The 22,994-nt window shown below is 59.0% G+C and carries 19 protein-coding genes and 1 pseudogene; 8 read left to right on the forward strand and 12 right to left on the reverse strand.

The features are described from left to right. Nucleotides 1-20: 20 nt before the first annotated feature. The 4 genes and pseudogenes from ACNJX8_RS06790 to ACNJX8_RS06805 all read right to left on the reverse strand — a co-directional run. A pseudogene (locus ACNJX8_RS06790) lies at nt 21-200 on the reverse strand (ferritin-like domain-containing protein); the annotation flags it as partial. Between the two features lie 83 nt (nt 201-283). Continuing rightward, a complete protein-coding gene (locus tag ACNJX8_RS06795) occupies nt 284-568 on the reverse strand; it encodes a (2Fe-2S)-binding protein (RefSeq protein WP_271587694.1) in 285 nt (94 codons plus the stop codon). A gap of 162 nt (nt 569-730) precedes the next feature. Then, a complete protein-coding gene (locus ACNJX8_RS06800; protein ID WP_439360002.1) occupies nt 731-1,597 on the reverse strand; it encodes a caspase family protein in 867 nt (288 codons plus the stop codon). A 42-nt stretch (nt 1,598-1,639) separates the two neighbouring features. Next, on the reverse strand, nt 1,640-2,128 hold the full coding sequence (locus ACNJX8_RS06805) for a hypothetical protein (RefSeq protein ID WP_439360003.1): 489 nt from the start codon (nt 2,126-2,128) through the stop codon (nt 1,640-1,642). Nucleotides 2,129-3,412: 1,284 nt separating this feature from the next. Between ACNJX8_RS06805 and nhaA the strand changes: the two genes are divergently transcribed. Together nhaA and ACNJX8_RS06815 are read left to right on the forward strand one after the other, a co-directional pair. After that, on the forward strand, nt 3,413-5,281 hold the full coding sequence (gene nhaA / locus ACNJX8_RS06810) for a Na+/H+ antiporter NhaA (protein WP_439360004.1): 1,869 nt from the start codon (nt 3,413-3,415) through the stop codon (nt 5,279-5,281). Nucleotides 5,282-5,464: 183 nt separating this feature from the next. Beyond that, nucleotides 5,465-5,698 (forward strand): DUF6894 family protein, encoded by a 234-nt coding sequence (locus ACNJX8_RS06815; RefSeq protein ID WP_439360005.1) that lies wholly within the window; start codon nt 5,465-5,467, stop codon nt 5,696-5,698. A gap of 281 nt (nt 5,699-5,979) precedes the next feature. Here the strand turns inward: ACNJX8_RS06815 and hemC are convergent, their stop codons facing one another. From hemC to ACNJX8_RS06845, 6 genes are all read right to left on the reverse strand, one after another. Beyond that, on the reverse strand, nt 5,980-6,915 hold the full coding sequence (gene hemC, locus ACNJX8_RS06820; RefSeq protein ID WP_439360006.1) for a hydroxymethylbilane synthase: 936 nt from the start codon (nt 6,913-6,915) through the stop codon (nt 5,980-5,982). A gap of 833 nt (nt 6,916-7,748) precedes the next feature. Continuing rightward, nucleotides 7,749-8,195: a cytochrome C gene (locus tag ACNJX8_RS06825; RefSeq protein WP_271587699.1), complete on the reverse strand. Its 447-nt coding sequence runs from the start codon at nt 8,193-8,195 to the stop codon at nt 7,749-7,751. A 13-nt stretch (nt 8,196-8,208) separates the two neighbouring features. After that, on the reverse strand, nt 8,209-8,451 hold the full coding sequence (locus tag ACNJX8_RS06830; protein WP_439360007.1) for a hypothetical protein: 243 nt from the start codon (nt 8,449-8,451) through the stop codon (nt 8,209-8,211). Between the two features lie 9 nt (nt 8,452-8,460). Beyond that, nucleotides 8,461-9,789 carry a c-type cytochrome gene (locus tag ACNJX8_RS06835; protein WP_439360008.1) on the reverse strand — a complete coding sequence of 443 codons (1,329 nt, stop codon included), beginning with the start codon at nt 9,787-9,789 and terminating at the stop codon, nt 8,461-8,463. After that, complete coding sequence (locus tag ACNJX8_RS06840) at nt 9,786-11,183, reverse strand: cbb3-type cytochrome c oxidase subunit I (protein ID WP_439360009.1); 1,398 nt, start codon at nt 11,181-11,183, stop codon at nt 9,786-9,788. The genes ACNJX8_RS06835 and ACNJX8_RS06840 overlap by 4 nt, the downstream gene beginning before the upstream one ends. A 24-nt stretch (nt 11,184-11,207) precedes the next feature. After that, nucleotides 11,208-11,447 (reverse strand): hypothetical protein, encoded by a 240-nt coding sequence (locus tag ACNJX8_RS06845; RefSeq protein ID WP_439360010.1) that lies wholly within the window; start codon nt 11,445-11,447, stop codon nt 11,208-11,210. Between the two features lie 621 nt (nt 11,448-12,068). Between ACNJX8_RS06845 and ACNJX8_RS06850 the strand changes: the two genes are divergently transcribed. Beyond that, nucleotides 12,069-12,356, forward strand: a complete 288-nt coding sequence (locus tag ACNJX8_RS06850; RefSeq protein ID WP_439360011.1) for a hypothetical protein — start codon at nt 12,069-12,071, stop codon at nt 12,354-12,356. 65 nt (nt 12,357-12,421) lie between these two features. Then, nucleotides 12,422-12,895 (forward strand): cytochrome b, encoded by a 474-nt coding sequence (locus ACNJX8_RS06855; RefSeq protein WP_439360013.1) that lies wholly within the window; start codon nt 12,422-12,424, stop codon nt 12,893-12,895. Nucleotides 12,896-13,397: 502 nt separating this feature from the next. Here the strand turns inward: ACNJX8_RS06855 and ACNJX8_RS06860 are convergent. After that, nucleotides 13,398-13,814 carry a cupin domain-containing protein gene (locus ACNJX8_RS06860; RefSeq protein ID WP_271587706.1) on the reverse strand — a complete coding sequence of 139 codons (417 nt, stop codon included), beginning with the start codon at nt 13,812-13,814 and terminating at the stop codon, nt 13,398-13,400. A 735-nt stretch (nt 13,815-14,549) separates the two neighbouring features. Here ACNJX8_RS06860 and ACNJX8_RS06865 point away from each other — a divergent pair. Beyond that, nucleotides 14,550-15,029 carry a redoxin domain-containing protein gene (locus tag ACNJX8_RS06865; protein ID WP_439360014.1) on the forward strand — a complete coding sequence of 160 codons (480 nt, stop codon included), beginning with the start codon at nt 14,550-14,552 and terminating at the stop codon, nt 15,027-15,029. 669 nt (nt 15,030-15,698) lie between these two features. On the opposite strand, the gene ACNJX8_RS06870 is transcribed toward ACNJX8_RS06865, so the two are convergent. After that, complete coding sequence (locus ACNJX8_RS06870) at nt 15,699-16,736, reverse strand: hypothetical protein (protein WP_439360015.1); 1,038 nt, start codon at nt 16,734-16,736, stop codon at nt 15,699-15,701. A 972-nt stretch (nt 16,737-17,708) separates the two neighbouring features. Here ACNJX8_RS06870 and ACNJX8_RS06875 point away from each other — a divergent pair. From ACNJX8_RS06875 to ACNJX8_RS06885, 3 genes are all read left to right on the forward strand, one after another. Further along, the gene (locus tag ACNJX8_RS06875) at nt 17,709-18,830 is read left to right on the forward strand and encodes an efflux RND transporter periplasmic adaptor subunit (protein WP_439361824.1); all 1,122 of its coding nucleotides are present in this window, start codon (nt 17,709-17,711) and stop codon (nt 18,828-18,830) included. Further along, nucleotides 18,827-22,000, forward strand: coding sequence for an efflux RND transporter permease subunit (locus tag ACNJX8_RS06880; RefSeq protein WP_439360016.1), 3,174 nt, complete (start codon nt 18,827-18,829; stop codon nt 21,998-22,000). The genes ACNJX8_RS06875 and ACNJX8_RS06880 overlap by 4 nt, the downstream gene beginning before the upstream one ends. 71 nt (nt 22,001-22,071) lie before the next feature. Next, nucleotides 22,072-22,989 (forward strand): NADP-dependent oxidoreductase, encoded by a 918-nt coding sequence (locus ACNJX8_RS06885; RefSeq protein ID WP_439360017.1) that lies wholly within the window; start codon nt 22,072-22,074, stop codon nt 22,987-22,989. The last annotated feature ends 5 nt before the right edge of the window (nt 22,990-22,994 follow it).

A 22,994-nucleotide genomic window follows, 5' to 3' on the forward strand; every position in this document is an offset into this window, starting at 1 on the left:
GATCCTCCGACAGACCCGACATCGGTGAAGCGGTCGGTGTGCTTCATCTCCTCGATCGATTCTCTGCGCCAAGCCTTGGCCATTTCCAGCAAGCCCCAGTTACCCAAGAACCGGTAGTGCAGCCAGTATTGGCTAATCGCGGTGAGCTCGTGACGCAGTCCCTTGTTAAGATACTCGATGACTCTGGGGTCGCCCTGCATGAGGTCGGGCCTTTGCCTTTCTTAGCTTAGAACGCTTCTGATGAAAGACAAGCAAGCATCCCCGAGACGAAACCGAGGGGCACCTATCGAGAAAAACCAAGGAAGTCGGTCGCTGCGGGTCCAACTCTGGGCTCATCCTGCGCGTCATCCTTGATCCGGCGATACGGACAGTCGGCCTGACAGGCTAGCGCACATTCCCTATACGCATCGTCGATGATCGTCTTGATGGTGCGCGCGCAGCGGCCGCACTCAGCGCTGCAGCCGAGACAGTCATAGATCTGTTTGGCATTGCGCCGCCCATCCTCGGCTGTGTTCACGGCGTGGCGAACATCGCGGTCGGTGAGGACATTGCAGGAGCAAACGATCATAAAACCCTAAAGGGACGTTTCAGCAAAGCGGTTGAGATCGATATGGGACGGCGGTCGGGCGCGTAGAATGTTCCAAAGAACATGGAGATGATTGAGTGGAGACCCGCCCCTGGAGGTGTTCCCTGACCCTAGTTCCTTGCAGATCAGCAGAACTTAGTATGTTCACTCGCTGGGACCGCTAGCCGCAGATCCGACCGAGGACACAGGAACGCCGCTCCGTCCCGCCCAAAGGTCGACACTCTCGGTTAGCGTAGATGACACAACTGGAGTCTGCTGGCGCTGAGTTGCAGTCACCACTGCATTTTGGGTATTGTTGAAGACCTCCTCTATCCCCTTCGAAGAATCCATCTGTGTAAGAAGAGCGGTCATCAGCCGACTATGTAGTTCATCAGGATCTTCGACGATTACACCAGGCGCGGCTGAGCTCAGGATTAGCGCATTCGCACCTCCTTGAATGGGTGCAAGCCCATGTGAATAAGTCCTGAAGCGTCGCTCGTAAGGGTTGCGGCGCGAAGCCTCAATAACTAGGAGCCTGACGCGTGCTCCGGAGGTCTGGAGTTGCGAGAGGAGATGGTCAATGCTTAACCCTTGTAGACGGATATCTTCTTCACTCCAAATCTTCGCATCGACTGGGATTAGATAATTGTGTCCGTCACACTGGATTCCGTAACCTCCGAAATAAACTAACACAGTTGAGTTCGAATGTACTCTTGCCCTTAGATGATCGATTGCGTGTGTCATGTCCGAGCCCGTGGCATTTTCAACGGCATCGACCAGAAAGCCGTGCTCCCGAAGAGCATTTGTCAGGCCTTCCGCGTCCCGTGTCATTATGGGAAGAGGAGAGTCAGCGTCGGGATAGGCCGAATTGCCAATCACTAGCGCTAGTCGACTAGTATCGAGGGGCGCGGATTTGCCCGACCAGATGGGATCGCTGATGGGCCGAGGCGTCTCCCGCTGCCTTGTCCAGTCGAGACTGGTTGAGAGCAAGCTGAGCGAGACTGCAAGGCCGACTAGTCCGGGAGATCTCATTCCATTGTGGTCTCCGACGAAACGCGCCTTTCCCCTTGCTCGTCAATTCCGTCGCGCCGTCCAGTAGCCTGAACAGCGCGCTGATCCTGAGTGGCCGCTCCAGGTCCCCCGACCGGACGTCGCAAACAGTTTGCCCGCGCCCGCGGCATATTTGTCTTGGACCGTCACGGAAGCGCGAACCGCGCCCGTTTTTGCAACGTATCCTCGAAACTTCACGAGATTGGGATGCGAGACAATTCCGTTGGTCACATCGACAGTGAAGCTGTAGGTGGAATCGCAGGTTCCGCTTTGCGTCACGAATATGAGGTCCCAGGAGCCGTCGTAGGACGATGAACCGTATGCTGCCGATGCTGCCGGCGCAGCGTGGTGACTCCGCCGCTGCAATAAGTGCACGTCTGTCGTCAAATCTGGTGTCGTCGCCCTGATCGACGTGCCATTGATCGGGGAGGCCGACGATTTGGCCGTGGCGGCGATCGCGATTGGAACAGCAATTGCGAGCGCACTCGCGAGCTTGCAGACCTGAATCTTCATGGAAGCTCCTGTTTCGCTTTAAATCACGCAACGAGAATGACCTTGCAACTCGGTCGAGGGAAATCACCTCTCGCCATGGAGTCGATAGACGACCATTATTGCCGCTTTGCTGGGCGAGACTACAGTGAGGAGGCCCATCATCGGGTAGTTCAAGGGCGACGACGAGTTAGGAGCCTCTGCGGACGTGGCGAGCAGACAATCATGTAACCACCCATGGCGCGCCGAACTCATGGGCTAGAGCGTGATGGCACCAACTTCGAGTGATATGCATTCGAAGAACCAGAGTTTCCGAAGTGGTAAAGGACGGCGGTGGACGACGGGCTCTTGGGGCCGAAGGGACCCCGGCGCCATAGCGGGGCTGGTTTTGCGGATTGACGGTGAGTACCCTCGAACCCGGTCGAGACGGCCGCGCCCCCGCCGTCCTCGGTCCGCGGAGCTTGCTTAAACCGACGCCTCGAGTGTTGGAAATCCGTGCGAGTGGCGGACACCGCACCAGGGTAAAAAGCGCAAAGCCATGCCGGGGCCGTGTGTCTTCAGAGCGACAGGCGGTCCTTCTGGCCGCATCGATGAGGTGGGGGACGGCTAGGTAAGGGGCCGGTCTTTCTGCAGTGCTCTGGGTCACGGTTTACTCGCAGCTCCGATTGGGGCGGGGTGTACGGGCGCTTGGGCTTTACGACCGCGCTCGCGGCACCGGTGTTTTCGCCGGGAGATCGGCTGAGCCGCGCAGATAATCCTTCCGCCGAAGTATGAGCGCGTGAACACCTCTTCGCGCTAGCCGAGAGTTCCGCTCCGGTCGGCAGCTCGTGACGCACTACTTTTGAGCTGTTCCGATAACGGCTGGCTATCGACTTCATGGCGAGAGGTGATTTTCTTTTCCATCGTCGCTGACCCAATCTTAATCCGTCATCGCCCGCCCGCGGCTGCGGCCGAAGTCGGCCTCCCGTTGGACGATCATAAGAGGTCCGACATGCACATCGAAGAGACTGCCTGCATTTCCTTGCCCCGCTCTGTCGAACGCCCGCCGTTGGAGAATGTCATCGCGCTCGTGGAGGGGGCGAGTGTTGCGAACGGATTGGAGCGTGCGTTCAGCACAAGTGTGAGTTGCTTGCGCGATGACGATACCGGCCGCTTCGCGTCGAGATGTATGGAGATCCCAGTCGTCGGGTCTAACGCCGAGGTGTCGGGCGTCTTGTGCCATACTAAGTTCGATGCGCGAGCCGCGGTCGCTGCTGGCGAGCGGCCCCAGGTGAGAGCGGCGCGCGAACACTTGGGCTCCGTTCAGCGATGAAGCTGATGATCCCGCCCGGCCGCCTCGATCGTGCGGTCGATCACAAGACAGAGCACGTGCTCGGCCCCGCCGATGCCGAGATCTCGCTGGTTGAGTACGGCAGCTACGCCTGTCCGCACTGCAGGGCTGCCAACGAGCGCATCGCGCAGGCGCGCGATCAACTTGGCGACCGCGTTTGCTATGCCTTCCGCCACAGGCCGCTCACGGACAACAGTCTTTCCTTCCGTGCTGCGGAGCTCGCTGAGCTTGCTCAGACGCCAGAGACGTTCTGGTCCGCGCACATCAAGCTGATGACGAGGTCGATGCAGCTCACAGAGGACGACCTTTCGGCGGTGGCCGCTGACCTGGGTGTGCATGCCAACCCCGCGCTTCGCGATAGCGACGCGGTTCGCCGCGCGAAGGCGAGGGTGGAGTCGGACATCGCGAGTGCACGTGCGAGCGGCGTGAGATTCACGCCGACATTTTACATCAACCGCCGGCGCTACGACGGACCCTGGGACGAAAGTTCTCTCGTTGATGCAATGCTTGGCACGCTTGGCCACCGCGTCCGTACGGCTGCCCTAGACTTCGCGAGCTGGGGCCCGTCTGCTGGCATTATGCTCGTCGTCGCGACTGTGGCGGCGATTGTCTTGACGAACTCGCCGATCGGGCCGGCGTTCGAGGCGCTCTGGCGCTGGGAGTTCGGCGTGAGCTTGGGCAGCGCAGCCTTTCGGATGTCCATCCTCCATTGGGTCAACGACGGGCTGTTGACGCTGTTCTTCCTCGTTGTGGGATTGGAAGTGAAGCGCGAGATGACAGTCGGACACCTCGCAAGCCGTCGCTCCGCGGCGCTTCCGATCGCGGCCGCCTTCGGGGGCATGGTTGTGCCGGCGTGTCTGTATTCGCTGGTTCTCCCCGTGGGGCCGTGGTCGTACGGGTGGGGCGTTCCGATGGCGACCGACACCGCGTTCGCGATTGCCTTGATTGCACTGATGGGATCCCGCGTCCCCGTCGAGCTGCGTATCTTCCTCACCGCGGCGGCGATCGTTGACGACATCGGTGCGATCGTCGTCGTCGCCGTGTTTTACTCCGGCGAAATCCACGTGGCCTACCTTGCTGCGGCGGCGATGGTTGTGGTTGCGCTAGTGCTGCTGAGCCGAACTGGGGTGTACCATCTCTCGCCCTACATCCTGATGGGCGCTGCGCTGTGGGCCCTCGTATACGCGGGCGGTCTCCACGCAACATTGGCCGGCGTGTTACTTGCCTTGTTCATTCCGACGCGACCGCCCGCCAATCTGGCCGCCCTGATGACGCAGGCGAGCACCATCATCGCGTCCGAGGCTCGGCATGAGGGCGAAGTTCTCAGGCGCGGCCCCTCCACTCCAGCCCTGCAGGCGCTCGACGCAATCTACGATAGAATTGAATCGCCCGCCGATCGACTGCTACGACACGCCGGCGCGCGATCGAGCTACGCTGTCCTCCCAATCTTCGCATTGGCGAATGCCGGAGTGACGATCAACCCAGGCGTCCTCGCTGGCCATGGCCGTCTCACGGCTGCGATCGTCGCTAGTCTCGCTATAGGAAAACCGCTCGGCGTCTTCCTCGCGGCCGCGGCGGCAGTGCGCACAGGCATAGCCGTCAAGCCGGCCGAATACACGTGGCGGCAGCTGGGCGGGGCAGGAGCCCTCGCTGGCATTGGCTTCACGATGTCGCTCTTCATCGCCGGACAGGCATTTCCAAGCGCCACCGACTTCTCGGCCGCAAAAATCGCTGTGTTCGCCGCCTCGAGTCTTTCTGCCGTCGTCGGGACTGGCCTGCTCTGGGGAGCTCCGCGTCAGGAGCTTATCGGAGCTGCGCCGCAGAGCGCCGGCATTAAATCATCATAGCCTGCCGCCGCTTATGCCTGACCGTGAAAAGGAGATGATTCCACCTGCGACGAGGCGGTCTGCCTGTTCCACATTGCAGGCGTGAAACTTAGGGCACTTGGTCGAGATCTCCTGGTATCCCGCGGTCGAGGACACCAGAGAACAGAGTTATCGTGGCGAACCGTCGCATTTGAAGGAGTCGAAATGACGCACGTATATTTCCACTGCGCGAACACCAAGAAGGTTTTCGTCGATCGCCGCGGCGCTGTCGTGGATGATCTTGCTGAAGCGCGGGATCATGCGAACCGCATCGTGCAGACCCTCACCAAAGAGCGCAGCCTCGAGGATTGGCGTGACTGGGTTCTGCATGTCAGCGATGATCAGGGCGATGAGCTCTTCGTTGTGCCCTTCACTTTCGTGCTCGGGGAGCCGAATTGAGGTCGCCGTGTTCCAAGCGATCGTTTGGACCAACGCGCATATGTCCCACTTGAAAAGCGGGCCGTTGGTGCCCTACGAAGACTATCTTCAGCGTCAGCGCCGTAAGGTCTGACGCGCCAACGCGAATTGCGGAGGAGTGCTCGCGCGCTCTGGGCAGCAACGGCGGTTGGCAACCTTGCGTTTCGGTGGTGGGCCAGGTTTGAGGCTTTGCAACTGGTCGCGCCGAAAATTGCATGCGGTGTCCAAAGACCCGAAGTCTTTCGTCAGGCCAGGTATCGAAGTCAGATTGGCCTTTGCTCTTCCATGATGCGAGGCACAGCCTTCAATATCTCCTCCGCACCTCGCTGAAGAAGTTTGTCTCCTAGACGTGTGCCTATTGCGTCGGCTTGGTCGGCCGTACCAACGCATTCATGAGCAATCTTCGTGTGACCATCTGGATGAGTCACCTGTCCTCGAAGCGTTAATGTCCCGGCGACCCATCTGACAGAAACCCCAAGCGGTAAGCTGCAACCCGCATCGAGACTTCTCATCAATGCGCGCTCTGCGTCTACTTCGGTGCGCGATTTCCGATCTTCAATCTTTTGAAGCAGTGCTATGAGTGCCGTATCTTCTTCGCGAGCTTCGACCGCGAGGGCGCCTTGGCCGACTGCATACGGGAAAACATTCGGGTCTAGAATCTGTGAGGCCTCATGTAGCAATCCTAGCCGTGACAACCCCGCCGCAGCCAATAGAGTAGCGTCTATTCCCTCTCGGTTCTTTGCCTTACAAAGCCTTGGAAAAACGTTTCCACGGATGGGTCGAACATCCAGAGCACTGCAAAGAGCGAGAAGTTGCGCTTTGCGGCGAATTGATCCAGTGCCGACGCGCAGCCCCGGTCGTAGCTGATCTAGTATAACGCCACAAATTGCGTCACGAGGGTCCGCTCTTTTGGGAACGGCCGCCAATACCAAACCGGGCTGCAATCTGGTCGGAAGATCCTTGAGAGAGTGAACGACCAAGTCAACTTCTTTGTGCGTAAGCGCGTCTTCGCTCTCCTTCGTGAATGCTCCGATGCCACCAAACTGTTGAAACGACGACAGTCGATCTCTATCGCCAACCGAACTTGTGAAAACGAGTCTTACCTCAGCGGACGGTTCGACGCCATGAATAAGAGCGGCGACGTGACTGGCTTGCCAGCGGGCCAAATCACTTCGCCTGGTGCCAAGGCGAATTTCCATGATCAACGCTCTGATTGTTGTGTAGCGCGCCGACCTCTAGCGCTGCGCAAGTAGCAATAAGGTCGGCACCTGCTCGTTTTAGCCGCACGACAGAACTCTGGTGCGTGAGCATATTTCCTCGGTCCGTATTTCATCAATTCACGCCGCCCGAAACGGATAGCAGCCTGGATCGCAACTTCGAAAGTTGCTGGACCAAGTCGAGAACGAGGATGCCGGTTCGACGAGAACGGAATTTGAGCCTTTAGATACGAGTGCATCGATTGATTCCCTGCATCCTTTCAAGTCGAAGGGATCGACCTGTAAGGCTTCATGTGGGCCGCCGTCACTTGTGTTCATAACGAAGCGATAAAGGTAGAACGGTGATCGAAAAATCCTGTGGCCATTATGCCAGGCCAAGGGGGAGTCTCCATGATCAAGAGCCGAAGCCGCTCGATTGGATCGCGTCGCTTTCTAGTCGCCTCCGCGTACTGTGTCGTGAGTGCGCATATTCGCTCGGAGTCGCGGAAATCCGGATGGGTCGGTGGCGCCGGGGTGGTCACCTCGGGCAGGATGCTCACCGGCAATCTTCGACGATAGGGGCGATGGCTTTTCAGCTCTCATTCGCTGATATTCCTCAGCGGCCTCCTCGGCCGTCGCGAAGTTCTTGCTATAGATGAAGTTTTCGCAACCATTGCTGATGCGGGCATAGTAGGGTTTTCGTCGCCTAGCACAGTCCGACCGCTTCCTGACGCCGGGGAAGCCGTGCTTGTTGACTATGGTGCGTGGCATGTGAGCTTGATCCCTGATGCTGGGGCGAAGCCCCTCATTGTTAAGCTCGCTTTTCTAGCAGCGCGCTATTTGAATGGATTCATTGACGTGGAATAGGTCGGGGTTTTGGCGTAGTTCGCGGGAACGTTCCAAAGCGTCGCGACATACCAGGCGGTCCAAGCAACGATCAGCAGGCTTAGCACCCAAACCCAAACAGGGATTGGCGAGGGCGATTCTGCCCGGTGCGGCTCGAATGGTTCTTCGGCTCCAAACGCGTTGACCATGAAGCGCAGCGTACCGTGAACGACGGCCCCATCACCGAGCCCGCTGAGTGTGATTCCGGGCCCATTGCGGACCTGGAACCGAAGGCGTCGGACGCCGACTTGGCCAGTGGCGTCCTGGGCTTCGATGCGCAGGCCGTGTTCGCCGTCGGCAAGGCTCTTGGTGTCGAGCGCTATCTGCGCCGGTGGCCGCTGCTCGGTGACGGGATCGGTCGCTTCGTCGAGATAGATGCGGATGCGCGGATCGGACACGTGTTGCAATCCTCTAACGGTCGGCATGCAGGACGCGATATTTTGGATGATAGGGATCCCGTTCGCCGGGGGCGACCAGCATCCACACCGCCGCCACGATGCAGCTCAGTGTCACGAGCCCGGCCCCGCCCGCCACCAGCGCGTTGCCGATTAGTGGTCCGTCAAGACTAGGACCGCCAGCGCCACCAACGATCGAAGGCGCAGTGCAGAGGTAGCCAAGCGCCGAGAGAATCCAGGTGGTAATCGTATCGGTCATCGTCGCCTCCTATTTTTCAGCACGGAGCTTCGTGATCTCGGCAGGCGTCACCAACGGCCCATGGTTACCCCATGACGTGCGCTCGTGATTGATGATATCGGCGATCTGCTGATCAGACAGTCGGTCAGCGAACGGCGGCATCTCTACTTCGTACTTCTGGCCGTCGATTGCCTTACCGCTAAGGCCGCGCAGCATGGTGGTGATATGCTCGGCAGGGTCAGGGGCATTAACGACCGCATCGCCTGCAAGCGGCGGAAATGTGCCAGGAACGCCTTTGCCCTCGGCGCCGTGGCAGACGCCGCAGTTGTCGGCGAAGAGCTTCGGTCCTTCCGCAGCATCGAACGTCGGTGCCGGGGGCGCTACCGGCGAGACCTGTTTCGGCGTCGTTGCCTGCTTCTGCATTGGTTCGGTGGCGCGAGCCGCGACGACATCAGCCGCACTGATTAAGGCACCACGATTGCCCCACGAGGATCGCTCGTAATTGATGATGTCAGCAATCTGCTGATCAGACATTTGATCGGCAAACGCCGGCATTTGCGCTTCATAGCTCTGGCCATTGATTACCCGCCCGCCAAGTCCGTGCAGCACAGCGCCGATATGTGCCGTGGGATCGGCGTCGTTAACCACCGGATCTCCGGCGAGCGGCGGAAACGTTCCCGGCACACCCTTGCCTTCCGCACCATGGCAGGATGCGCAGTTGTCGGCGAACAATGCGGCACCCTTGGTGGCGTCAAACCCCAGGGACCCGCTCGAAGGACTCTCAGTCGCGGCGCGGGACTGCGTCGGAACGAGCGGGGGCTGCTTCAGGGACAACAAATAGGCTACGAGCGCCTTGCCGTCCTCGTTGGGGATGACGGTCCCGCCTGGCGCGAACTGGGGCGGCAATGGCACCGCTTTCTCTCCCGGAGGTAGTTTGTCCACAATCTTGAACAGCCAGGGGAAGGCCGGCATGATCGATTGAGGCACAACTGCTCGCGGTTGATAGAGATGGATGTACTGCCATATGCTACTCGACTGCCGCGCGCCGATATTGCTCAAGTCTGGACCAGTGCGCTCCGAACCTAGTAATTCCGTAGTCTGATAGGCATAATCGCCCGGCGCAGACGGGCGGCCAAACGGCTTATCTCCAGAGAGCGGACGTACTTGCTGGGTATGGCAATAGAAGCAGCCCTCGGAGACATAGACATCTCGACCCCGCGCCTCAATCGAGGTTAGTGGCTTAAGGCCCGGCGTCGGTGGCACCTTCGACAGCCAGATCCCCGGCAGCACGCCCATAAGAATCGCTAATCCAGTGTAAATCAGCGTTGAACCGCCAGAAATGGCCAATGTCCTGTTCATGCCGGCACCGTCTTGGCTGCCGCAAGCTTGGTGCAGGACCTACCGTAGGTCATTGTCCAGACGTTGAAAGCGAAGACAAGATGGCCGGCGAACATCAGCGAGCCGCCGACGGAGCGCCACAGCCAGTATGGCGCGGCATCTTCGACCGACTGGATGAAGGTGAGTCCTCGAAACCAATCGAGCCCCTGAACGGTGCCGGCGGCCGATAGCGCCGCAACGTATATGACGACGCCGACGGCGGATAGCCAGAAATGTATGCCCATGGTCACGTTGTAGGGGTACTTGCCAGTGGCGCGCGGCAACAGCGCATAGATGCCGCCCCAGATCGCGAAAGTGACGAAGCCATACATCGTCAGGTGCGAGTGCCCTACCGTGTAATTGGTCAGATGCCAAAGCTGCTGCAGCGAGCGAAACGCCTCGAATGTGCCTTGTGTCGAACCCAGTATATAGCCGTAGACGCCGACGAGGATGAAAACCGCGGGCGAGCGATATATCCATTCGTGAGTCCCCCGGAAGGTGAGAAGGAAGTTTGCGGTGCCGCTCAGCACTGGAACCAGCATGGCCACACTGAAGACGATGGCCGTAGTCTGCAGCCACCATGGTAGTGGACTGAATTCAAAATGATGAGCGCCGATGATCGGATAGAAGATGAGATTGGTCCAGAATGCAAAGACGCCGAGAGAATATGAATAGATCGGCCGGTTTAAGAGCTTCGGCAGCGCATAGTAGGACACTCCGAGCGATAGAGGCGTGAACCATAGTCCGACGGCGTTATGCATGAAGAAGGCTTGTACCGCGACCTGACCCAGTCCGTACTGATACCAGGGCAACATCGACACCACGACCATAACAATCGTCCACAGCGTGCCCCCGATAGTATACCAGTTAGAAATATAGATATGCTCGTCATCCCGGCGCTCGACAGTGGCGATCATATTCCAGACCGCGGTGATCAAGCCGAGTCCAAGGATTGCGCGAATCCACCACAGCCATTCGCGATACTCCTGGCCGTAGGTGAAGCCGAGATCGAGTGTGACCGTGCCCAGCGCGGCGGCGACATTGAGGAGCGCAAGACTGATCCATGCGAGGCGCTCGCTGTAGAGCCTTGCGCCAGAACTGCGCGCGGCGACAAACAGCGCAAGCCCAATCAGCGCCTGGCTCGCCCAGGCATAAAACGTTCCGCTGGTGTGTATCGCGCGCAGCCGACCGAACGACAGCGCTGGCGTGGTCGCGAAATCCGGGTAAGCGAATTTGAAGCTGACGAGGAGCCCCACGGCCGTGGCGAATACAAGCCAGATTGTTGCCGAGGCGACGTACGCCGCGAGCACCCGTGCCAAAACACGGTCATCCGGAGGGAGCTCGCGAAGTGGAATGGCTGCAGCGCTATCGGACATCATCCGTCTCCCCGACGACGTTGTTCAGCGTTGCCCTGAGGCGCACCAAAAGCGTGACGTCAGCGGCATTGCAACCGGGCCGGCGTTATCGGGAGAATCCGGCGCGATCACTTTGTCCTTATTTTTGTAGCTGAGCTGGTCGGAAACATGGATCGTTTCGCCGATCCTGTCCGCCGTTACGTACCGGTAGCCATCTTCCCATGGTTCGCCGAAATCGACGGCTTTACCACTTACTGAAGCCGGGTTTACGCCGTTGCTTTGCATATCGAGCCTCCTGGCTTCTCGATCTGATCGCGTGTTGGTGACGTCATTTGAAAGCTGCGGTATGACGACGCGTTGGAGAATGAGCTTGCAAGACCGCCAAGAGAAATCACCTTTCGATATAGAGTCGATATACGATCGTTATCGCCGACCAACAGCGTCGTAGTGAGGAATGCCACCCCGTCGCATCTCCAGAGATCCAGGTTGCCCTACGCTGATCGCCTAGGTTGCGACAAGGGTAAGCGGGCGCCGCTATCGAATGAGCAAAACTCGATTTGTCCAAAGGCGCGAGCGCCAGTCGCTTGGATATGCGCCTGCAGGCATTCCCCGCTATGGCGTCGTCACACCGCGGAGGCGGCAATAACGATCGTCTATCGACTCTATGGCGAAAGGTGATTTCACTCGGCGCAGTTGCAGGGTCATTCTTCAACCGTCGTCATTCAAACACTAAATGCCGCCAACGAGACGCGACCAGCGTGAAAAGCAACGAGGGTCGATATGAAAGACAACAGTTTAAGGTCGGTGATGCGATCCATGTCTCTGGCCAACTCAGCCGGCAAGAAAATGGCAACCTGATAGCACCTGCTTCTCGATGAATTCGGTCGGCTCGCGGAGGTTTCGATAATGGAACGACAGATGCGAGCGACCGACGCCAATGCCGTCAAGAGTTCAGCGCGCTTCGGAGCGACGCTGAACACCGCCGCCCAGGAGAGGCTTTATGTCCTCGTCGTCGCCGCATTCGCCGCGGCGGGCAACGTGCGCAGGGAGGCCGGCGGCACGCCTCGGTGCGCCAGCAACCTGATCGGTGTGGCGAGACTGGCCTTTCCTGAACAGCTCGTCGAAATCACCTTCAGGGTGACGCTGCCCGGAGCCAGAGGCGAAGCCGCGGTGGTGAATTTCCAAGTTTGGTAATCGCTTTGCGCAGCACTTCTTCTCGCTACGGCGCCGGCGCCCGATTGTTCCATTGGCTGACGGTCATGCTGGTTCTTGTTGCTTATGTGCTGAGCAGTGGCGATGGCTACTCGCTCTATTCCGCCTCCGCGGACGGGCTCCGGAGGATTCACGAGACGCTCGGGGTTCTTGTTTTCAGTGTCGTCGTACTGCGGTTGGTATGGAGGCTGATCGACAGCGCGCCAGCGAAGCAGCCGATGCCGCGATGGATGACCCTGGTCGCGCAGCTCGTCCACTTCGTGCTTTATGTGTTCCTCATAGCGATTCCAACAACGGCCGTGCTTGGTACCTGGCTTGAGGGGATTCCCGTCACTCTTCCCGGATTCGACATTGCTCCGCAGATCACGAAAGCGCATGGTCTGGGTCATCTGATGATGGAAATACATGCCACGTTAGGTAACGCCATCCTCTGGGTTGCCGGCGTGCATACAGCCGCGGCCCTCTTCCACTATTTTTATCTGCGTGATGAAGTGTTTCAGTCGATGATTCCCGGCGCATGAATGATCAGTCCGAGTACCGCGGAGAGCCGTATTCCCTCTGAAATTGGCGATGTTTGCTTGCAAAAATCACTGAATCTCATGCGCTGCCGCTCCAATGACAGGAGTTCGTCGCGACAGCGCACTGACACAAATAAGGTGGATGATGTCGAAGTCCGTGCCTCCTGCAGGAAGCCGAGGTCGCCCTCGACCGCCGTTGTTAGCTGGTGCAATTTGAGTCGCCGAATTGCCGATTACCTAATCAAGTCTAGCAACATTGAGGCTCGTTTGTTCGACGTCGCGCAAGTAGTTTGCGCAATCGTAGCGCGTGAAGATCTGCGTTGGGGTTGCCGATCCTGCCGCAAACAGCCTCGACGGCGCGGGCAGTTGGCTTGCCGTAGAATGTGCTAGCGAGCGTGGCTAAGATCCGTTCGATGCGGTGCAGGCCCGGCGAACCGAGTGAACGCATTGTACTCGTCTATCGTTAGCTCCTTGAGGACGTTCGTTGCTCACTGCGTCTGAAGCGTCAGTTTGTAGGAGTGGTGAGCGGGCTGTCATTGGTGTCAAGGACGAACAGGGCGAGCAGCTTCGCCGGCTCGGTCTTGCTCGCGTTGCGGCTGATCGAGTGGAGCGAGCCCGGAGATTCAGACCAGCTCTCGCCGGCCCGATAGATGCGCGTCTCGCTATCATTTACCTTCGACTCGATCGCGCCAGAGATCACATATGCATAGATAAAAGCAGAGTTCGCGTGGGTGTGGGGCGGAGAGGCCGCGCCCGGTGCGTAATCGACTTCCACAGCAATCAGCGACTTGCCAGGGATATTGGGAATAGCCGCCTCGAAGTTCTTCGTGACGGTTTCCGCCCCGCTATCATGGGCGCAAATAGGGCCGGTCATCGAGAAGGCGAGAGCGGCGCTGAGGACGATAATGGGTTGGATCTTCATGGGTTTTGTCCTTTTGAGAAACAAGTCGGAAAGATGATGATCCTCGATAGGAAAATCACGATCGTATCCGATATAACGGGCGGGAAGAGGTCGTCACGAGACTGGCTATTTCAAATGTTATCTGAAACTCGTGTTGGAACGTTGGGCTCGCTTGAGCGATGCTAAGCTGACGTCACCTCACGGGCAAATGTCTGACTGTTATGGTTTCCATTCCAGCGCGTCCATTGTGCTGATGAGGTCCGACGCGAGAGGAGCCCGCGTGCCGCACGCACCTGGAGAATTAGGTGTGCCACGTCAACGCTACACATGACATCATTGGCGCCATGCAATGTCAGTCCAGGAGTGGATAGGCGGCCGTTTGCCGCAGGCCGGGACGTTGATCGATTGCCGAGGCGGCGGGTTTCTGCAGACGCCGCCACTGGCATCTGGCTCGGGGGCGCACTGCGCGAGTGACTATAACTATCGTTTATTGATTTTATGGCGACAATCAATTTTGCGTTGCCGACGTCCTTTGGTCAATCTCCGAGCTAACGTCGTATAATTCGATCCTGCGACCGACATACAATGTCGGCTTGAGAAGCTAGGCGGCTCGATAATGCGAAGCAACGACCCATCGAATCGGCGCGCCTTCCGGAGATGGGATCAGCGAAGAGACCTGGTCATCGGATGCGGGGCCGTTCTTGAGGAAGCCGCGGGCGATTTGAGCGCCTTGCGGTTCAAACAGTGAGGCCAATTATGATGCTGCAAAACGGCGACACCTTTCCATCTCTTACCTTCGCTCGCGTCGGGGGCGGAAAAATCAGCCTGCCTGCCGATCTTGCAGGTTGGTTCGGCGTGGTTGTATTCCATCGTGGCTCCTGGTGCCCGTACTGCAACGCTCAGCTCGCTGCTTTCGCGCGAGCGGCAGACAAATTCGTCGGTGAAGGCATCAAGGTCGTCTCGGTATCGGTAGACGACCGGGAAAAGTCGGAAATGCTCGTCGAAAAGCACAAAATCGGTTTCCCCGTCGCTTACGGTGCTGACGCGCGAGCGGTTTCCGCGGTGACCGGCGCCTTCGTTAATGACGATCCCGTCTGTCTCCAGGCAACCGGCTTCGTCCTGAACCCGGAAGGCCAAGTGGTGACGGCCGTCTATTCGACCCGCGCGATCGGCCGTCTGATGCCCGACGATGTGCTCGGTTTTGTCCGCCACCTCAAATCTTTGGCAAAAAATTGAAAGCAGCAAAGCAGCGGGGGATTAGCTGGGAGATCGATGGATGGCGCACGTGTCTGGATGGCGCTTCGCGGGGGACATGATTCAGGAATGTTTTGCGTGGTTGGTTAGGGTTCCGCCACGACGTCTGCAGCGGCTCACCTAGTCAGATAACGGCAACACTTTCGACGAAGTGCTGGCATTCCGGTTTTGGAAGCTATCTAAGTTGGCGAACGTTGCTCTAGCAGCTCCCATCAGGGCGAAGGTCATTCCTGCAACCAAACAAAAGATCGTGCTATGATCTCGGCCTAGCTAGTCCGAAGAGCAAGAATAGCTTTTGCGATCGATCAACTCTGGGTCGGGCGTTCAATCTCGCGCGTCGCGGCAGATGTCGGCTTCAGCAGCGTTGCCGCGTTCTCGTTTGCCTTCTTCACCATCTTCCGAAGCGGGTAGTCTCGTCAGTAGGAGAATGCGATAGCACGCCTTAGATTGCTTATAGGGTAGCTGCAGCACCGCAAGTGCCGATGACCTGGGCAATGGAGCGTAATCGGAAGCGGGTCGGGACTTCTCCGTCAGGTCCCATCGGCGATCGCCGGATCGTAGTCATAGCTTGGCAGCGCCACACGATGAGACGTATGGTTTCCACGGGCCTCGCTGAAAAAGGCGTATGCCAGGCAATTTTGTGGTCGAAACTCACGAAGCGAATGCACCGATTCTGATTCCAGACATTCCGGCGATTATCGCTGTTGCTATGACGGCGCTTATAGCGATGCAGACACCCCAAAGTCGACCGGCAGTACGTTGATCGACACCGTGTGCGATCAGCACCACACTTAATCCTGAAGCGAGGTGGCTCAAGACAAAGAAGACGCCGAACGCGTAGTGAGGGAGCAGACGGATGTTCCAAGCGTCATGAATGAGCCCAGTCGGAGCTCCGATCGCGAAGTTCCAATCCGTGGGTATGCCGAGAAAGCTTCGTGCGTAGACGAAGACCGAATTCATGTGGCCGAGAATGAAGACGGAGAGATAGGCACCCGAAGCGACCTGATAGGTCCTCTGGAAATTATGCGCCGAGGCGCTCCAGCGCCACGCCAGAAGGAGGCCGGTCCCTATCTGGAAAAGCATCGTTGCAACCAACACAGGTTCACCTACGGCAGAGCGATAAACCACGCGTCCGATCTTCATCACTGCGGTGTGCGCATCAGGACCTATCAAGCCGAACAGATGGTTCGCGAGATGAAACATCACATATAGGCTTAGGACCACGGCCGTTACTCCGTGGACAACCCGCCAACCTCCGACCACAGGCTCAGCTGATTCAACCGGACCTCGTGCAGACTGCGACCATTTCGCGATTGCGAGCCAGATCGCGCACCAGATAACCTCATCGGGAATAGGGCTCTTGATTAGGGCTTGCACAACGCCGAGAAACACATAGAGCGTCGGCGAGACAACGCTCGCATAGGCGAGGCGTCTTGAACCGGAATCGGACGATGGTCGACAAGCCAGAGCGATCCCGAGGAACGGCACCACGAACGCAACGATCAAAACACAAGTCGCGCAGGCGATTGCGAAGGGTGGCAGGCTTACGCCTTGCGTGCCGACGATAGCATGGAAAGCTTTGAGCAGAAATGGATAACAAATTGCCGCTGCCGCCGGCGCAAGGGCGACATAGCTATAGCGCTTCTCGAGACGCCTCCTACGATTTTGCTCGCGAACAATTGCGTCCATCCTCAACCTACGGAGTCACGGTTAACAAACCGGTTACGAGACGACCTCCGAGAGAGGGAGGGCCTTCGAGTATTGTCTCGCGTGGTGCATCGGTTCCGATCAAGCGTTCATTGCTGGGCGAAGTGTCTCTTTCGAGCAATTACCGTCTTGATTGAGCTATTGAATGTTCGACCGGTGCATAGCAAGAGCGGAAGGTAGCGTCAGTCGAAGCTTCCGCCGAAGGCAAGCATGTCCTGATAGAAACGGCGGATCCTAGCACGCAAGATGCTCAATTCGCCGATGAGTCGCTAGCCGGAAAAAATGTATTTGAGTTATCATGAATGGCTGACCTCACTGTTCATAATGCGTGTCGCTCACGCAGATAACTGATGAGCGTCTGTTCGGGCTCGCGACCTAAGTCGCGGCAACGGTGTGCGTGTCGTGACGGCGTTCATTGCGGAGTCACCGACAACGCGGCTCAGAAGCCTTTGCTGAAACGAAGCGCCGGGCTCAGCGTGCGGTGTGGTCGTGCATTCCGACTACATAATCATGCCAATCGGAAAGCAGAAATAACCATCGTTTATCAAGTCGATGTCGAATTGTAATTTCCCTTCGCCGTGCTGCAGGGTCACTCTCTAGAGCATCTTCGTGTCGTAACGTTCAACGCTGAACCGACACGCGGAACACGATGCTATTGGAGAGTCGACATGCAATGCAGCGGCGCAATTGAGGCTGTCGCGTCTCTTGGCGGTGCCGTCAGCCAAGTTATCTACTTCCAAGACATTGGTGCTGTTCGTGCGGTAATTGCCTTTGTATCGATCGAACATGACCGCAAACTTCGCAAGGCCGCAAGATACCTGTCTCAGTCAATGCGGCGTTCTAGCTCGTTTGGGAGAGCCGGAAGTGAGCGCAGCTGAAAGAATGGCTGTGGCGATCCAGTTCATCGGACGTCCGTTTCGTCGCTTTCGCAGATGCGTTGGCGCATCGATCTGCATGCTACTTGCGCTTACGCTCGCGGGCTGCAACGAGAAGGCGCAATCGCAGGTGGTCGCGCCTCCGCCGTCCGTTACGGTGGCGCAACCGGTCAAACGCACCGTCACCGACTGGGACGAGTTCACCGGCAGGTTCGAAGCGATCCAGGAGGTGCAAGTCCGTGCCCGCGTCGGTGGCTTTGTCACCAGTGTCGAGTTCAAAGACGGCGACATGGTGCACGCCGGCGATCTGCTCTACATCATCGACCCTCGCCCGTTCGAGGCGGTGGCGACCCAAGCGGACGGTCAGCTCGCCGATGCGCGAGCCAAGACAGAGCTGGCCAAGCGCGAGCTTGAGCGCGGGCTCATCCTCGTAAAGACCAGTGCTGTCTCCGAGCAAGTCGTCGACCAGCGTCGCGCGGCATTGGAGGCCGCTCACGCCGCTGAGACTATTGCCGAAGGCGCGCTAAAGGCCGCCCAGCTTAATGTCGAATTCACGCATGTGGTGGCACCGATAACCGGCCGCGTCAGCCGCCATTTTGTGAGCGTCGGCAACCTCGTGCAGGGGAGCGACAACGGCGGCTCGACGCTACTTACCACGATTGTTTCAATGGACCCAATGTACGTATATTTCGACGTTGACGAGGCGACCTATCTTAAGAACAACAAACTGTGGTTCGAGGGTAAGCGGCCGAGCTCACGCGATACGCCTAATCCAGTGCAGGTGGCGCTGACCGGCGAGACCAAACCATCGCACGACGGCCATATGGATTTCATCGACAACCGGCTCGACGTCTCCACCGGCACGCTTCGCAGCCGCGCGATCATCCCGAACCACGATCTATCCATCCTGCCCGGCCAATTCGGCCGCGTGCGGCTAATTGGCTCCTCGCCCTATGAGGCGCTTCTTTTGCCAGATGTAGCGATCGCGACCGATCAGTCGCGCAAGATCGTGTTCGTGGTCAAGGATGACAACACTGTGGAAGCGCGTGCGGTTGAACTCGGTCCGTTGGATCAGGGACTGCGCGTTGTTCGCACAGGCCTGAAGCCGGAGGATCGTGTCATCATCGACGGCCTCCAGCGAGCACGCGTTGGCGCTAAGGTGAGCCCGCGCAGCGTCGAGATCAGCGGCAGTAAGTCATGAATCTCGGACGTCTTTCCGTCAATCAGCCCATCCTGGCGATGGTGCTGTCGATCGTGCTCTTGATTGTGGGCGCGATCGCGTACCAGACGCTGCCCGTCTCTGAATATCCGCAGGTAGTGCCGCCTACGGTTACGGTCACCACGCAATACCCCGGCGCCTCGGCACAGACTGTGTCCGATACGGTCGCAGCTCCCATCGAGCAGGAGATCAATGGGGTCGAGGACATGCTGTACTTGTACAGCCAGGCGACCTCCAACGGCCAGCTCACGATAACCGTGACTTTCAAGCTTGGCACCGATCTCGACAAGGCCCAAGTGCTGGTGCAGAACCGCGTCGCGATCGCGCAGCCGCGGCTGCCGGAGGAGGTGCAGCGCAACGGAGTAGTCACCCGTAAGAACTCACCCGACATCCTGATGGTCGTGTTCATGCTGTCGCCCGACGATAGCTTCGACCAGCTCTACATATCGAATTATACGCTGTTGCAGGTGCGCGACCAGCTTCTGCGGCTCGATGGCATTGGCGACATCCAGATGTTTGGCGCGCGCGACTATTCGATGCGGTTGTGGCTCGATCCTGACCGGATCGCCAATCTCGGTATGACCTCAAGCGACGTCATTGCCGCGGTCCGGGCCCAAAACCTGCAGATCGCGGGCGGCCAGATCGCAGAGCCACCGATTGCGGATCGCGCATTCCAGCCGAACCTGGTCTTCACTGGGCGCCTCAAGGATATCAGGCAATTCGAGGACATCGTGGTGAAGGCTGGTTCCGACGGCCGTACCGTACGGCTGCGCGACGTTGCGCGGATCGAGCTTGGCGCGCTGGCCTACACTACCAACAGCTTCATACTACGAAAGTCAGCCGTTGCGATGGTGGTGACGCAGCGGCCCGGATCGAACGCGCTCGCCACCGCGAAACATATCTCCGACACGATGGTGCAGCTCAAGACGAGCTTCCCAAAGGGGCTCGACTACAATATCGGCTACAATCCGACCGAATTCATCGCCCAATCGGTTCATGAGCTGATCAAGACGATTTACGAGGCGATGGCGCTCGTGGTCATCGTGGTGCTGGCGTTCCTTCAAGGTTGGCGGCCTGCGATCATCCCAATTGTTGCGATCCCGGTGTCGCTGGTCGGCACATTTGCAGCGATGGCGGTGCTCGGCTTCGGCATCAATAACCTTACGCTATTCGGCCTCGTACTTGCGGTCGGCATCGTGGTAGACGACGCCATCGTGGTTGTGGAGAATGTCGAGCGACATCTCCAGGCAGGTATGAGCCGGCGCGAGGCGGCTCTCAAGACGATGGAGGAGGTCGGCGGCGCGCTGGTCTCGATCGCCCTCGTGCTCTGCGCGGTGTTCGTGCCGACCGCGTTCCTCGGCGGCATTTCCGGGCGATTCTTCCAGCAATTCGCCGTCACAATCGCGGTCGCGACCGCGATCTCTTGCTTCTGTTCGCTAACGCTGTCGCCAGCACTGGCCTCCCGAATTCTTACTCCGCATGAGCAGAAACGTCCAATGGCGCGCTGGAACATCGTTGCACGGGGTTGGGACGGCTTCACCGCGCTTTTCAATTGCATCTTCGAGCGCCTAGCGCATGGCTACGCGGCCGCCACCGCCTTCGTGATCCGACACACGGTGGTGATGCTGGCGATCTACCTCGCGCTGATCGGCGGTGCTGGCTGGCTGCTCGCCACCACTTCTCAGGGCTTCATCCCGGCGCAGGATCGTGGTTATCTGATCATCTCGGTGCAATTGCCGGGCGCCGCGTCGCTGGTGCGGACCACCGCGGTGGTGCGGGAAATCGAGCGAATTGCGCTGGATACGCCAGGGATCATCCGTGTCGCGGCGTTTGCTGGCTTCTCCGGCGCGACCCGCACGCAGGCGGGCAACGCCGCGGCACTGTTCCCCGTCTTCGACGACCCCGAGGCGCGAGTTAGGAAGGGCCTGACTGCCAGCGTGATCACTGCGGATCTGCGAAAGCGGCTGTCGGCGATCCAGGGCGCCTTCATCATCGTCATCCCACCGCCTGCGGTGCCAGGCATCGGCACCGGCGGCGGCTTCGCCATCCGCATCCAGGATCGACAGGGGCGCGGTCCCGAGCTGCTCGGAGCTGCCACGGACGAGCTCGTGGCCGCCGCGCGGAAGTCGCCAAACCTAACGTCGGTGTTCTCACCGTTCACGGCGAATACGCCGCAGCTATTCGTCGACATCGATCGCGTGAGGGCGCAGAAGCTCGGTGTTCCCATCGCCAGCATTAACGACACGATCCAAACCTACTTCGGTTCGACCTATGTCAACGATTTCAATCTGTTTGGGCGGACCTATCATGTCACCGCGCAGGCCGATCTTCCATTCCGAAGAGAGGCCTCTGATTTGGCGCGGCTGCGTACCCGCAACGCGGCCGGTGACATGGTTATGCTGGGGAGCGTAGTGGACTTCAAGGATATCTCCGGGCCCGATCGTGTCGCGCGCTACAATCTCTACTCAGCATCCGAGCTGCAGGGCGAGCCGGCGCCAGGCGTGAGCTCGAAGACCGCGCTCAACACCATCAAGCTATTGGCCGACAAAACATTACCGAGCGGTTTTTCTTTCGAATGGACCGATCTGTCCTATCAACAGGTGACGGGTGGCAATGCCGGGCTCTATGTGTTCCCGATCTGTGTGCTGTTCGTCTATCTGGTGCTGGCGGCGCAGTACGGCAGTTGGACGCTACCACTCGCGGTGATCCTGATCGTGCCGATGTGCCTCTTCGCGGCCACCATCGGCGTGCGCATCATGGGCGAGGACATTAACATCCTGACCCAGATCGGCTTCGTGGTGCTGGTAGGACTTGCGGCCAAAAACGCGATCCTGATCGTCGAGTTCGCGCGGGACATCGAGCTTGAGGGTAAACCGCGCCTGGAAGCGGTGATCGAGGCTTGCCGGTTGCGACTGCGGCCGATCCTGATGACCTCGTTCGCTTTCATCCTCGGCGTGCTGCCGCTCGTCGTCTCCACCGGACCCGGATCGGAGATGCGCCAGGCCGTCGGCGTCGCCGTTTTCTTCGGTATGCTCGGAGTTACGCTGTTCGGCCTAATCTTCACGCCGATCTTCTACATGGTCGTGCGCAACCTCGCGGAAGGAGCGGATGAGGGCAAGCCGACGCACGCGATGGCCGCCGCGGCGGAGTGAGTTGCGGTTACGCCGAGATGAAGCCAGAACGGCCGCCGCCGAAGAGGCAAATTACCGAGGAGAGAATTCCCATGAAGGCGATCATTGTGACGGACCGGGCTGCGGGAACGGCCGGTATGAAGCTGGTGGAGCAGCCCGAGCCACAGGCAGCGATAAACGACGTCGTCGTTCAGGTTCGTGCGTCGGGTTTCACGTGGGATGAGCTGACGTGGCCACCGACCTGGGCCGATCGCTTCGATCATGACCGAACACCGTCGATCCCTGGGCACGAGTTGGCCGGAGTGGTCACCGCGCTCGGCTATGGCACGACAGGGCTGTCGGTGGGACAGCGGGTTTTCGGCCTCACGGACTGGTATCGCGACGGAACACTGGCTGAGTATGTCGCGGTCGAGGCGCGCAACCTCGCGGCGCTCCCGGGCGACGTCGATTTCACCGTGGGCGCGAGCCTGCCGATGCCGGGCCTGACTGCTTGGCAGGGACTGTTCGAGCACGGCCGCCTTCAGGCGGGGCAGAGCGTCCTGGCGCACGGTGCGGCTGGCGTAGTCGGTTCGATGGTGACCCAGCTCGCGCGAGAGGCCGGCGCCTATGTCATCGGCACCGGACGCGCTGCCGACCGTCAGAAGGCGCTCGACTTCGGCGCTCAGGAGTTCGTCGACCTCGAGAACGATGTTTTGGAAGACGTCGGCCAAATCGATTTGGTTTTCGATGTCTTCGGCGGCGACATCGGAAAGCGGTCGGTGCGGCTGGTTCGAGCCGGAGGAACCCTTGTTTCAATCGTCGGGCCAAGCGAGGAACGGCCCGCCAACGGCTTGGCAGTCGATTTCGTCGTCGAGTCCGATCGTGCCCAACTGCGTGAGATCGTCCAGCGGGTACGGGACGGGCGACTGCGGACGAACGTTGGCAACATCGCGACCCTCGACGATGCCGTCGCTTCTTTCAACCGGACCGAGCGACGCAAGGGGAAGACTATCATCCGCGTTCGTCCGTAGGGACC

This window comes from Bradyrhizobium sp. SPXBL-04 (assembly GCF_051853035.1).
GTDB lineage: Bacteria > Pseudomonadota > Alphaproteobacteria > Rhizobiales > Xanthobacteraceae > Bradyrhizobium > Bradyrhizobium zhanjiangense.